Annotated in this window: 12 protein-coding genes and 2 pseudogenes; 8 read left to right on the top strand and 6 right to left on the bottom strand. The window is 69.0% G+C overall.

Annotation, left to right across the window (positions count from 1 at the left end; genetic code table 11):
- Both I5I_RS01550 and I5I_RS01545 read left to right on the top strand, forming a co-directional pair.
- Positions 1-238, top strand: a pseudogene (locus tag I5I_RS01550) (acyl dehydratase); the annotation flags it as partial.
- Positions 238-1,374 (top strand): UDP-N-acetylmuramate dehydrogenase, encoded by a 1,137-nt coding sequence (locus tag I5I_RS01545; protein ID WP_036315559.1) that lies wholly within the window; start codon positions 238-240, stop codon positions 1,372-1,374. The pseudogene I5I_RS01550 and the gene I5I_RS01545, both read left to right, overlap by 1 nt.
- Here I5I_RS01545 and I5I_RS01540 read toward each other — a convergent pair.
- From I5I_RS01540 to I5I_RS01525, 4 genes are all read right to left on the bottom strand, one after another.
- On the bottom strand, positions 1,371-2,123 hold the full coding sequence (locus I5I_RS01540) for a phosphatase PAP2 family protein (protein WP_239639989.1): 753 nt from the start codon (positions 2,121-2,123) through the stop codon (positions 1,371-1,373). The two genes, I5I_RS01545 and I5I_RS01540, sit on opposite strands and share 4 nt — an antisense overlap.
- Positions 2,124-2,207: 84 nt before the next feature.
- The gene (locus tag I5I_RS01535) at positions 2,208-3,413 is read right to left on the bottom strand and encodes a pyridoxal phosphate-dependent aminotransferase (protein WP_051039418.1); all 1,206 of its coding nucleotides are present in this window, start codon (positions 3,411-3,413) and stop codon (positions 2,208-2,210) included.
- A 28-nt stretch (positions 3,414-3,441) separates the two neighbouring features.
- Positions 3,442-4,965: a DUF4127 family protein gene (locus I5I_RS01530; protein ID WP_051039417.1), complete on the bottom strand. Its 1,524-nt coding sequence runs from the start codon at positions 4,963-4,965 to the stop codon at positions 3,442-3,444.
- A gap of 18 nt (positions 4,966-4,983) precedes the next feature.
- The gene (locus I5I_RS01525) at positions 4,984-5,700 is read right to left on the bottom strand and encodes a GntR family transcriptional regulator (protein ID WP_036315553.1); all 717 of its coding nucleotides are present in this window, start codon (positions 5,698-5,700) and stop codon (positions 4,984-4,986) included.
- Positions 5,701-5,899: 199 nt separating this feature from the next.
- Between I5I_RS01525 and I5I_RS01520 the strand changes: the two genes are divergently transcribed.
- The 6 genes and pseudogenes from I5I_RS01520 to I5I_RS17750 all read left to right on the top strand — a co-directional run bounded on the left by I5I_RS01520 (position 5,900) and on the right by I5I_RS17750 (position 10,607).
- The gene (locus I5I_RS01520) at positions 5,900-7,186 is read left to right on the top strand and encodes an ABC transporter substrate-binding protein (RefSeq protein ID WP_051039416.1); all 1,287 of its coding nucleotides are present in this window, start codon (positions 5,900-5,902) and stop codon (positions 7,184-7,186) included.
- Positions 7,186-8,106 (top strand): carbohydrate ABC transporter permease, encoded by a 921-nt coding sequence (locus I5I_RS01515; protein WP_036315549.1) that lies wholly within the window; start codon positions 7,186-7,188, stop codon positions 8,104-8,106. Before I5I_RS01520 ends, I5I_RS01515 begins: the two co-directional genes overlap by 1 nt.
- The gene (locus I5I_RS01510) at positions 8,087-8,965 is read left to right on the top strand and encodes a carbohydrate ABC transporter permease (RefSeq protein WP_051039415.1); all 879 of its coding nucleotides are present in this window, start codon (positions 8,087-8,089) and stop codon (positions 8,963-8,965) included. The genes I5I_RS01515 and I5I_RS01510 overlap by 20 nt, the downstream gene beginning before the upstream one ends.
- A complete protein-coding gene (locus I5I_RS01505; RefSeq protein WP_239639988.1) occupies positions 8,946-9,632 on the top strand; it encodes an N-acetylmannosamine-6-phosphate 2-epimerase in 687 nt (228 codons plus the stop codon). Before I5I_RS01510 ends, I5I_RS01505 begins: the two co-directional genes overlap by 20 nt.
- Positions 9,629-9,931 (top strand): annotated as a pseudogene (locus I5I_RS17910) (ROK family protein); the annotation flags it as partial. The gene I5I_RS01505 and the pseudogene I5I_RS17910, both read left to right, overlap by 4 nt.
- A 145-nt stretch (positions 9,932-10,076) precedes the next feature.
- The gene (locus tag I5I_RS17750) at positions 10,077-10,607 is read left to right on the top strand and encodes an ROK family protein (RefSeq protein ID WP_187289898.1); all 531 of its coding nucleotides are present in this window, start codon (positions 10,077-10,079) and stop codon (positions 10,605-10,607) included.
- On the opposite strand, the gene I5I_RS01495 is transcribed toward I5I_RS17750, so the two are convergent.
- Together I5I_RS01495 and I5I_RS01490 are read right to left on the bottom strand one after the other, a co-directional pair.
- A complete protein-coding gene (locus I5I_RS01495; protein ID WP_051039412.1) occupies positions 10,541-11,119 on the bottom strand; it encodes an AAA family ATPase in 579 nt (192 codons plus the stop codon). The two genes, I5I_RS17750 and I5I_RS01495, sit on opposite strands and share 67 nt — an antisense overlap.
- Positions 11,120-11,168: 49 nt before the next feature.
- Positions 11,169-12,202: MFS transporter (locus I5I_RS01490; RefSeq protein WP_036315562.1), on the bottom strand; the 1,034-nt coding region annotated here is incomplete at its 5' end.

Genomic DNA, 12,202 nt, shown 5'->3' with positions numbered 1-12,202 from the left:
GATGGGCCTCGCCGTCGAGACCATCGTCGAGTGGCTCGGCGACGCGGGACGCATCGTCGACTACGGCGTGCGCTTCACACGTCCCGTCGTCGTGGAAGCCGAACACGGAGCCGATCTCTTCGTCTCCGCCAAGGTCGGCGCGGTCGACGACGAGGCAGTGCGCATCGACCTCACCGTGACGTTCGGTGACACGACCGTGCTCGGCAAGGCGCAGGTGCGCGTGCGCCACCAGTCCTGATGGCCGAGATCACGCCGATTCCGCTCGCCGACCTGACGACGCTCCGCGTCGGGGGCACCCCCCTGCGGATGGTCGAGGCCCGCACCCGCGACGAGCTCGTCTCGGCGCTGCGAGAGGCCTGGTCGCAGGGTGAGCCGTGGCTCGTGCTCGGCGGCGGCTCCAACCTGCTCGCCGGCGACGAGCCCTTCGACGGAACCGTCGTGCTGATGCGGACCTCCGGCATCGAGCGCGTGGAGGGTGCTCGGGAGGGTCACGTCCGCCTGCGCGTCGAAGCGGGGCACAACTGGGACGACCTCGTCGAGTACACCGTCGCGGCAGGCCTAGCCGGGATCGAGGCGATGAGCGGCATCCCCGGATCGGCCGGTGCGGCCCCCATCCAGAACATCGGGGCATACGGCCAGGAGATCGTCGAGACGCTGGTGGAGGTCGAACTGCTCGATGAGGCGACGGGTGAGGTGGAGATCGTCTCGGCGGCCGCCCTCGAACTGGGCTTTCGCACGTCGGTGCTCAAGCAGCACTACGGTCGCGGCGCCCAGCGCGCGGGTGTCATCGTCTCGATCACGCTCGAGCTGCAGGAGGTCGGCGACGGCGAGGTCCCCGTGCGCGGCGCTCAGCTGCGTCAGGCACTGCGGTTGGCCCCGGATGCCGCGGTGTCGCTCCGGTGGATCCGCGAGACGGTGTTGGCGACGCGGGCTGCCAAGGGCATGGTGCTCGACGACGCCGATCCCGACACCCACAGCGCCGGATCCTTCTTCCAGAACGCGATCGTTTCGGCATCCTTCGCGCGAACCCTTCCGCCCGAGTGCCCGCGCTGGCCGATGGCCGTGGAGATCGAACCCGTCACCGTCATCCCTCTGGCCGCCTTCGACGGCGTCGTGCCCCCGCCGGTCTCGGTTCAGCCCGACGTCAAGGTGAGCGCCGCCTGGCTGATCGAACACGCCGGTCTCGGCAAAGGCTTCCGGCTGCCACGCTCTCGAGCCGGATTGTCGACGAAGCACGCGCTCGCCCTCACGAACCGTGGCGGGGCGACCGCCGGCGAGATCGCCGAACTCGCGCGCTATATCCAGCACCGGGTGCAGTCCGAGTTCGGTCTGCTGCTGCAGCCCGAACCGGTGCTGGTGGGCGTCGAACTCTAGATCTCTCCGGGCTCGCCGTGGCGGCGGGGTCCCGGAGCGGCCTCGGCCGGCTCGGGTCGCGGCACTTCCCGCAGGAAGGGGACGAGCGGCATGAGCATGCGCACCCAGACGATGCGGGCTGCCGGAAAGACGCCCAGCGCCCACAGCACCGATGCGAGCGCGTCGGTGGGGTAGTGCACGCCGAGGATCGCGACGGAGAACACGACCACGACGACGGCGATCGTGCCGAGCACGACCGCGGGCCGGTGCCATCGCGTGCCCTTCAGCATGAGCACCAGCGTGAGCACCAGCGCGGTGACGAAGACCACGTGCCCGCTGGGATAGGACGGGTCGACCGGCATCTGCGTCACCGGATGCGGCAGCAGTGTCGCATCCGGACGCGGGCGACCGACCGCGATCTTGACGATGTCGGACGGGATCCAGGTCAGCGCAATCGTGCCGGCGAAGGCGATCGCCAGCGCCAGTCGCCCGCTCAACGCCCACACGATGCCGGTGACGATCACGGTGATGACGATCGCCGGCACAGGAGAGAACAGGTCGTACACGAGGGCGGTGACCTGGCCGAGACCATCGATGTGCCAGCCGTTCATCGCGCGCGACAGGTCCGCGTCGATGGGCGCGGCGCGCAGAGCCAGCCCCGCGCTGATGAGGAAGACGATCGTCGCCAGCCCGACGACCAGCTTGGTCGCCGGTCGTTCAGACGGCGCGAGCAGCGCGTTGCGGCGGCGGCGCGATCTGCGCGACGCCACAAGGAGGGAGGATGTCGACGGGCGCATGGAGTCCGATCGTTCTCCGTCCAGCTATGTGCTGTCTGAGTGTGCGGAGGTCGCGGATCAGTCGAGGCCGAACAGCTTCTGCAGGCGCTGGACGCCCTCCAGCAGCTGGTCGTCACCGAGCGCGTAGGACAGGCGCAAGGATCCCGACGGTCCGAACGCCTCGCCGGGAACGACCGCGACCTCGGCCTGGTCGAGGATGAGATCGGCGAGCTCGAGCGAGGTGTCGACCCGCGTGCCGTTCCACTCCCGTCCGAGCAGGCCCGTCACGTCCGGGTAGACGTAGAACGCGCCGAGCGGGTTGGGCACCGTGACGCCCGGGATCTTCGCGAGCTCCGACACGATCAGCCGGCGCCGGCGGTCGAAAGCCTGACGCATGTCCTCGGCTTCGGTCTGCGGCCCGGTGAGTGCGGCCAGCGCCGCGCGCTGCGCGACGTTGTTGACGTTCGAGCTCAGGTGCGACTGGAGGTTGCCGGCGAGCTTGATTGCGTCGGCCGGACCGACCATCCAGCCCACGCGCCAGCCCGTCATCGCATACGTCTTGGCGACCCCGTTGACGAGGATCGTCTGTCCGGCGAGCTCCGGCACCGCGTCGACGATCGACACCGCCCGCGCCCCTTCGTAGACGAGGTTCTGATAGATCTCGTCGCTGACCACCCAGATGCCGTGCGCGAGCGCCCACTCGCCGATCGCCTTCGTCTCTTCCGGCGTGTAGACCGAGCCGGTCGGGTTCGAGGGCGACACGAACACGAGAACCGTCGTCTTGTCGGTGCGCGCAGCCTCGAGCTGGTCGACGGTGACCTTATAGTCCTGGTCGGCGCCCGCGAAGACCTCGACGGGGATGCCGTCGGCGAGCGCGATGGCCTCGGGATAGGTCGTCCAGTAGGGCGCCGGCAGCAGCACCTCGTCGCCCGGGTTCACCACGGCCTGGAACGCCTGGTAGACGGCTTGCTTGCCCCCGTTGGTGACGATGATCTGCGAGGCGGTGACCTCCAGGCCCGAGTCGCGCAGCGTCTTCGCCGCGATCGCCTCGCGCAGCACGGGCAGGCCGGCGGCGGGCGTGTAGCGGTAGTTGGCGGGGTCGTGGAGGGCGTGCGCGGCGGCATCCACGATGAACTGCGGCGTCGCGAAGTCGGGCTCGCCGGCCGCGTAGGAGATGACGGGGCGGCCGGCCGCCTGCAGGGCCTTCGCCTTCGCATCGACCTTCAGGGTCGCGGACTCGGCGATGGCGGACAGCTTGCGGGACAGGGGAGCGCGTTCGGTCACAGGCAAAAGCGTAGTGCGTCCGGTTCGCTCAGCGCGGTGCCAGCGCGATGTCGATCTCGAAGCTGCGATGCCAGGGCAGCGCGACCGAGACGACCGTCCAGGCGTCGTCGCCGGCGAGCAGATCGTCCAGGCGGTTCTGGAGCTCCTGGCCGATGCGGCGGAGGGCTCGGGCTTCGGTGTCGTCGTCGACCGGACCGATCGCGCCGCCGAAGACACTCTCGTGCAGGGCCGGGCGGATGCCGCTCTGGTAGGCGTGGTCGTCGAGGATCCGGGTGAGCAGCGCCTCTCGGAGGGCACGCGGGTCGGCGGTGCCGTCGCGGCGGCCGACCCACCAGGCCGTCGCAGCGGCGACGGCGCCGCCGATCGCGTTGCCGGCCGTGTTCCAGCCGCCGTACGAGGTCAGCCGCAGCAGCAGCCCCTCCGCGGCGAGTCGTTCCACGAGCGCCGGATCGCTGCCGTTGCTGTAGCGGACATCTGCGAGCGCCACGATGGCACCGGATGCGAGCGCGTCGCGCACTGCCGACACGGTCGCCTCGACGGCCGCCGGATCGGAGCGCGGCACGCTGCCGAAGCAGTCGCCGTGCTCGGGATCGGGTGCGTGCGCGACGAGCACGGCGTCGACCCGGCCGTCGTCCTCGGCGACGATGCCGCCGGCGGCGACGATCTGTCGCACGAGGCTGTCGCGCACGGGGGCGTTCTCGAAGTTCGGGATGCGGGTGAGGCCGTCGTCCTCGCCGCAGGCGACCCGCCACGTCGGGCGGGCGCCTCCGGCGGCGACGAGCGCGCGTGCGACGAGGACGGCGCCCACCTCGTCGGCGCCGGGATACATCATCACCTCGCCGCCGCGCGGCAGGGCGCGTGCCCAGTGACGCAGCCAGGCCTGTTCGACCGACCCGGCCGAGAAGGCGGCGGTGTCGTCGGCGGTCACCGCGAGGGCATCGATGACGCCCTCCTCGTGCAGACCGAGCGCGGCGAGGTTGATGATGTGGTTGCGCAGGCGGCGGCGCTCGAAATCGCTCTGCTCGGCGCGCGGGACCGCGAGGGCAGGAACCTGCGGAGGATCGCCCGCGAGCAGATCGGCTTCCAGCGCGCGATGGAGCGCACCGCCGAAGGCGTGCAGCGTACGGCCGTACGTGCTCCAGTACTCGGGTTCCTCGACGGCCGAGAAGGAGTCGCTGGCGCGCATGACCAGGGATGCCGCGGTGATGACGAGCGCGGGGGTGTCGGCGGCGGCGCGAACCTCGTGCAGCTCTCGCAGAAGGTCGAGCCGGTCCAGCGCCACACGCGGCGAATCCGCCGTGATGCGCGCCGGGATGATGCCGCCGTGTACGAGCGTGTCGATGCAGACGATCAGGCGGTTCACGCTGTCGCCTTCCGCGGCGGCCAGCTCGCGAAGCCACGCGTGCAACGCGTCGACGTCGGCTGGCGCCCGGAAGGAGGGGAGTGCGGTTGCGGGCGGGATCAGCAGGTCGACGCCCGCGATGGCGGCGACCTGCCGGGGCAGCTGGATGTTGACCGGTCGCTCGTCGAGGGGAACGAGGGCGATTCGCATGCGGTGGGTCCTGCTTCCTCAGCGCGAACGATGGATCTGGAGCTCGTAGTGGTAGCGATCGCCGCGATAGGTCGACTCGGCGTACTCGATCGCACGGTCCTGCGCGTCGAAGCTGGTGCGGGTCACGAAGAAGCAGGGCGAGAACGCCGGTGCCTGCAGGATGTCGGCCTGCTCGGGGTCCAGGACGCTCGCTTGGATGCTCTGCTCGGCCCACTCGATCCGCATGCCGTACTGCTGCTCCAGGATCCGGTAGAGCGAGTCGTTCCCGACGTTCTGGATCAGCCCGGGGAAGAACGACGGGTTGAGGTACGAGTCCTCGAGGGCCATGGGCTCCCCGTCGGCCGTGCGCGCGCGGCGGATGTGGAAGACCTCCTCCGACGGGCTCATACGAAGCCGCGCGCCCAGGCGTGCTCCCGCCGGGATCGTCTCGGTCACGAGCACGGACGAGCCCGGCTCGAGTCCCCGCGCGCGCATGTCCTCGCTGAACGAGGTCAGCTCCACGGATTTGGCGATGCGAGGTGCGGCGACGAACGTGCCGGCACCCTGCACGCGATAGACCAGCCCGTCGTGCTCCAGGCGGTCGAGCGCGCGGCGGACGGTGAGCCGGCTGACGTCGAACTCGGTCGCCAGGTCGCGTTCGGTGGGCAGACGGGAATGGGGCTCGAGGCCTTGCCCGATCACCTCGACGAGGTGCTGTCGTAAGCGTTCGGACTTGCTGTGCTGCGCGTCGGTCATCGTGCTCCCGCGGATCCTCGGCAGGGGGACATCCGCTGCCGTGTGCGAATTGGATCTAACCATTACACAGAATCAGACCGTGTGTCGAGGCGCTAGAAACATGACTTTTGGGGAATCTCTTGACACACTTCGAAAAAATGGAGTACACCAATTCCTACCGAGCTTCATCACCCGAACCCACGCACCTCGAAGGAACACCATGGAACTGACCACCACGGGACGGCGGGTCCTCACCCGCGCCGTCGCGCTCTCCGGCGTCCTCGCGGCGTCCGTCGCTCTGGGAGGCTGCGCGGCTGCCGCTCCCTCCGGCCCGACCACGATCACCTTCTCCTACCTGTGGGGCGGCGAGGAGGCGAAGGCGCTGGAGAAGATCATCGCCGACTTCAATGCCAGCCAGTCCGACATCAAGGTCGTCGGTGTCTCGAGCCCCGATGCCCAGAAGCAGCTCACCTCGATGTCCTCCAGCAACGGCAGCTTCGACATCTCCGACAACTTCGGCAACACCGTGGGCTCGTGGGCCTCCAAGGGGATCCTCGCGCCCCTGGACGACTACCTCGCGGCCGAGAAGGTCGACACGTCCGCGTTCGCACCGGCATCCATGGAGCAGATGACCTTCGACGGCAAGATCTACGCGCTCCCCATCGCGGTGCACACCCAGCAGCTCATGTACAACAAGGACCTCCTCGACAAGGCGGGCGTGAAGCCCCCGACGACGATGGACGAACTCGCGGATGCCGTGAAGAAGCTGACCGTCGTCGACGGCAGCGGGGCGATCACGCAGATCGGGCTCGGCAACCCTTCGGCATCCACTCTGTTCACGACCCTCGGCTACGCCTTCGGCGGCACCTGGGACGGCGCCGACGGCAAGACCCCCACCCCCGACGACCCCCAGAACGTGGCAGCGCTCGACTGGTACACGAGGACGCTGACCGACACGTTCGGTGCCGACAAGATCGCGACCTTCGCGTCGGGTCTCGGTCAGTACATGTCCGCGCAGGACCCCTTCTACACGGGCAAGCAGGCGATGGTCGTCGACGGCGAATGGCAGGCGGTCAACATCCCCAAGGTCGCTCCGAACCTCAACTGGGGCGTGATCGACATCCCGGCGGCCACCCCCGCGCTCGCCGGTACGACGCAGGTGACGACGAGCACGCTGTTCATCCCGAGCAACTCGAAGCACAAGGCCGAGGCGGCGAAGTTCCTCGCGTACATGGTGCAGGACAAGCCGATGGTCGACTTCACGCTCGCGCTCGGCAACCTGCCCTCCAAGACGGCGCTGCTGGACGACCCCGCCTACGCCGAGATCCCCCACTTCGACTCCTGGCTGAAGGCGCTCGCGAGCCCCAACGCGAAGTCGCTCGCGAGCCAGCCCTACAGCGCTCAGTACTCCACCGACCTGGCGACCGCCTTCGACGACATCGTCCGCGGCGTCACCAGCCCTGACAAGGCGCTGGCGTCCGTCGCCGGCAAGGTCTCCTCGTACTGATGGCACCGACCGCCCCCCGCGGCGCGCGACGCCAGACCCTTCTGGGTCTGGCGTTCGCGTCGCCGTTCCTCATCGGCGCCGCTGTGTTCATCGTGTGGCCGGTGCTGGCCTCGGCGGTGTACAGCTTCACCGACTTCAACCTCTTCCAGCCGCCCTCGTGGGTCGGGCTGGACAACTACGCCCAGATGATGCGGGACGACACCTTCTGGAAGGCGTTGGCCAACACGCTGTTCCTCACGGTCCTCGGCGTGCCGCTCACGATCCTCATCTCCATCGCCGGTGCCCACCTGCTGAACCTTCCGGTGCGCGGTCAACCGCTGTACCGCGCCCTCGTCTATCTGCCCACGATCGTGCCGATCGTGGTCGGCGGGTACCTGTGGCGATGGCTGCTGAACACCCAGTACGGGTTCGTCAACTACTTCCTCGGCCTGCTGCACCTGCCGCAGCCGGAGTGGCTCGAACAGCCCCAGTGGGGCAAGCCGGCGATCGTGTTGATGTGTCTGTGGACGATCGGCGGCACCATGATCATCTACCTCGCCGCGATCAAGGACGTCCCTGCCGAGCTCTACGAGGCCGCCGAACTCGACGGCGCCGGCTGGTTCGCCCGGTTCCGCTACATCACATGGCCGACCATCTCGCCGGTCACGCTCTTCCAGGTCATCGTGACCGTGATCGCCTACCTCCAGATCTTCACGCAGCCGTATCTGCTCACCCAGACGCGGCTCAACGAGGCGAGCGGGGGACCGGGCCAATCGATGATCAGCTACGCGATGTACCTGTACCAGAACGCCTTCGTCTTCCTGAAGATGGGCTACGCATCGGCCATGGCCTGGGTGCTGTTCCTGCTCACTCTCGCGATCACGCTCCTGCTGCTGTGGTCCTCGAAGAAATGGGTCCACTATGGCTCTGACCGCGACTGACCCGCGGCCGATCGGCGGCGCCCGTCCGCGCGCGGCGCGGCGCCGCGCCGCGCGCACCACCGCCCGCTACCTCGCGGTCTGGCTGCTTGCGCTGGCGTTCGTCTTCCCGTTCCTGTCGATGCTGAGCACTGCGTTCAAGCTGCCCGACGACATTTTCAGCGCACCCCCGTCGCTGTGGCCCACCGAATGGACGCTGCAGAACTTCGTCGCGGTGTTCGACGAGATCCCGTTCTGGCAGTACCTGCTGAACACGGTCGTCATCGCGGGTCTGTCCGTGCTGGGCATGCTCATCGCCTCGCCGCTCGTGGCCTACTCGCTGTCGAAGATCGGGTGGCGCGGTCAGCGGCCCCTGCTCGTGATCGTCATGGCGACGATGATGCTGCCGCCGCAGGTCACGATGATCCCGCTGTTCTTGATGTGGAACGGCCTCGGGGCGACCAACAGCATCATCCCGCTGGTCGCGCCGGCCTTCTTCGGCACGCCGTTTCTCATCTTCATGCTGCGGCAGTTCCTGACCTCCGTACCCAACGAGCTGCTGCAGGCTGCCCGGATCGACGGGGCCTCCGAGCTGCGGATCTACTGGTCGATCGTTCTCCCGCAGGCACGCCCGGCCCTCATCACCGCCGCGATCTTCCAGTTCGTGTGGGCATGGACCGACTTCCTCAATCCGCTCATCTATCTCAATGATGCGAGCAAGTACACACTGTCCATCGGTCTGTACTCGTTCTTCGGGGAGCGGAACCTGGAGTGGGGCCCGCTGATGGCGGCATCCGTTCTGTTCACCCTTCCTGCGCTGGTGCTGTTCGTCGTCTTCCAGCGCTACTTCGTAGGAGGTGTCGGTGCCGGTGCGCTCAAGTGAAGACGCCGTCGTCGCGGTCGCCGGACGCCTGATCGTCTCGTGTCAGGCATCGAACGGATCCCCGCTGCGTCATACGCCGACGATCGCGCGGCTGGCTGCCAGTGCGCTGCGCGGGGGCGCTGCCGCGCTGCGCGTCAACGGCGTGCACGACATCGCTGCTGTGCGAGAGTCGACGCACGTCCCGATCATCGGGCTCGACAAGCGGATGGGGGTGCGCCGGAACGTGATCACGCAGACCGATGAGCAGGTCGTCGCGCTCGTGGATGCCGGAGCCGACATCGTCGCAGTGGATGCCACCCTCGAAGTCGTCGCGGACGTCGCGGCGCGCGTGCGCAGTGCGATCACGCACGCGGGCGTCGCGGTGATGGCGGACGTGTCGACGTTCGATGAGGGGATGGCCGCGTGGGATGCCGGGGCCACCTTCGTCGGCACGACGCTGTCGGGCTACACCCCCTACTCGCCACAGCACAGCGGGCCCGACCTCGACCTCGTCGCGAGACTCGCGGCGCGCGGCGTTCGCGTGCTCGCGGAGGGCCGCTTCCAGGCGCCCACCGACGTGGCAGCGGCCTTCGAGGTCGGCGCCCACGCCGTCGTCGTGGGGGGAGCGATCACCGACCCCATCGCCATCACGCGCCGCTTCGTCGCTGTGACTCCGGGCGCGCGATGAGCGTCCGGGAGCAGAGCACCTCACCTTCCGTCGTCGCCGTCGACATCGGTGGCACCAAGACGGCGGCAGCCCTCGTGGACGCGTCCGGGCAGATCAGCCACCGTATCCAGCGGCCCACTCCGGCAGCGCAGGGCGCCGCAGCCATCCTCGATGCGGCGGCAGCGCTCGTGCGCGAGGTGGTCGGTGCCGCCGGTCCGGTCGCGGCGGTCGGCGTCGGCAGTGCAGGGGCCTTCGATGAGGACGGCGCCGTCACGCACGCCACGGATCATCTCGCCGGCTGGCGCGGCACCCCGGTGGCCGCAGGACTCGTGGCGCGACTCGGCATCCCGGTCATCGTCGTCAACGACGTCCACGCCAGCGGCGCTCGGGGAAGGTCGCCCTCGATTTCGAACGGCGAACGGTTCCTCTTTGTTCCCGTGGGGGACGGGCATCGAAGGAGCCGTCGTGTCCGAGGGTGCGCTCCTGCGCGGCGCATCCGGGATGCCGGGATCGATCGGGCATCTGCGCGCAGCCACGATGCGCGGGCGGGTGTGCTCGTGCGGCGGTCGAGACCACATCGAGGCCTTCGCGAGCGGACCGGGTATCGAGCGCTCCTTTGCGGAGCGTACGGGCAGCGTGGTGCCTCTGCGAGAGGTCGCTCGACGCGCGAGGGAGGGCGACAGAGTGGCCGCTGACGTGATCGCGGCGGCCGCCGACGAGCTGGGCGCGTCGCTCGCTCCGGTGATCGCCACTGTCGACCCGGGAACGGTGCTGCTCGGCGGCGGCGTCTCCGAACTGGGAGCGGCGCTTGTCGAGCCCCTCACCGAGGGGCTGCGGGCGTGCCTGCGCCCGCCCTTCGCCGAGGTGCGGATCGAGATCGCGCGCGCGGGCACCGATGCCGCGCTGCGGGGCGCCGCGTGGCTCGCCGCTCAGACGAGAGCGGCGATCGCGGAGCGCACCGCCGCGTCGTCGCGTCCGTCGGCGCCGTTGTCGTAGAGAGCGTGATGCGCGCCGCGCCAGCGGCATTCGGAGGCCTGCGCGGTCGCCCAGAATTCGTCCCAGTGGGCCAGCTTCCACCCGTCGCGCTCGTAGCCGCGGCCGGCGACGCGGTCGCGCACGCGCTCACCGTCGACGGTCACGTGGACCACGGTGATGCGGATGTCGGAGGGCCAGCCGTGATCGGCGGCGGCTTTCTCGAGGAAGTCCTCCTGTGGGAAATAGCGCACGAACGGCGCGTCGAGCACGACGGGCGTGCCGACGCGCAGGTTGTCGCCGGCGAGGCGGAGGAGCGTCTGGTACTCCAGGTCCATCACGACGTGCTGGTAGTACTCGTTGTTGTCGCGTTCGTGCGGATCGCTGCCGTGAGCGGTGAGCAGTGCCTCGGTGAACAACGTCGCAACGCTGTCCTTGTCGAGATATGCGGCTCCGAGATGGCGCGCGATGAGGGTGCTGACGGTCGACTTGCCGCTGCCGGCCGGGCCGATGACGAAGAAGAGATGCGAAGTCATGTGACGCTCCTGGAGGTGGCGAGGGGCGTCGCCGCCCCTCGCCGCGGGCTCAGGCGGTGTGGCCCGAGCGGTCCTTCACGAACAGACCGTACGACAGCGCCCCGACCAGCAACAGCACTCCGCCGATGAGGAAGACGAGCGTGTAGTTGCCCCCCGTCGCGGTCAGGATCGCACCGGTCACGACCGGCGCGACGGCCGCCCCGACGAAGCCGCCGAAGTTCTGGATCGCGCCGAGCGAGGCGACCTGGTTGGACGGGGCGACGTCGGATGCCAGCGTCCACAGGCATCCGATCGGCACCTGCGAGGCGAAGTAGCCGAGCGACAGCAGAGCGATCGCGAGCGCCGTGTTGTCGACGTAAGCCACGGGAAGCACCGCGGCCGCGGCCAGTACGGCGCCGCCGACGATGGGGATCTTGCGCGCGCGGACGGTGTTCGTGCCACGGCTGACGAGGCGGTTGGACAGCCATCCGCCGAAGACGACGCCGATGATGCCGCACAGGAAGGGCAGGGAGGCGAGCCATCCGCTCTGGCTGAGGCTGAAGCCGCGGGCCGTCTGCAGGTAGCTCGGCAGCCACGTGAGGTAGACCCACACCGTGTAGAAGATCCCGAACGCACCGAGCACCATGAACCATGTGTTGCTCTGGCGGAGCAGACCGCCCCAGCCGACCTTGGGTTCCGTGGATGCGATCGCCTCCTCAGCCTCAGCGCCCTTGATCATCGCCTGCTCGCGCAGTGTCGGGTCGCGGTAGATCCGCAGCCAGACGAGGGCGACGACGATGCCGAGCGCGCCCACGATGATGAACATCCCGCGCCAGCTCATGGTGAGCAGCAGGAACGTCAGCAGCGGGGGAGCGATCGCGTTGGCGATCTGTGAGCCGGTGTTCACGAGAGCGACGGGTAGGGCGCGCTCACGCTTGTTGAACCAGCGCTCGTTCACCTTCAGGGCGGATGTGAAGAAGGGCGACTCGGCGATACCGAGGGCCACTCGCAGGGCGTAGAGGACGCCGAACGAGTTGGCCGCGGCGGTCACCATCGACACGAGCGACCAGGCGCCCGCCGCGAAGGCGAACATCGGCTTGGGGG

The organism is Microbacterium sp. B24, from assembly GCF_000333415.1.
Taxonomy (GTDB): domain Bacteria; phylum Actinomycetota; class Actinomycetes; order Actinomycetales; family Microbacteriaceae; genus Microbacterium.
Note: the sequence above shows the minus strand (reverse complement) of the source record. Positions and strands in the feature narration are given on the sequence as shown.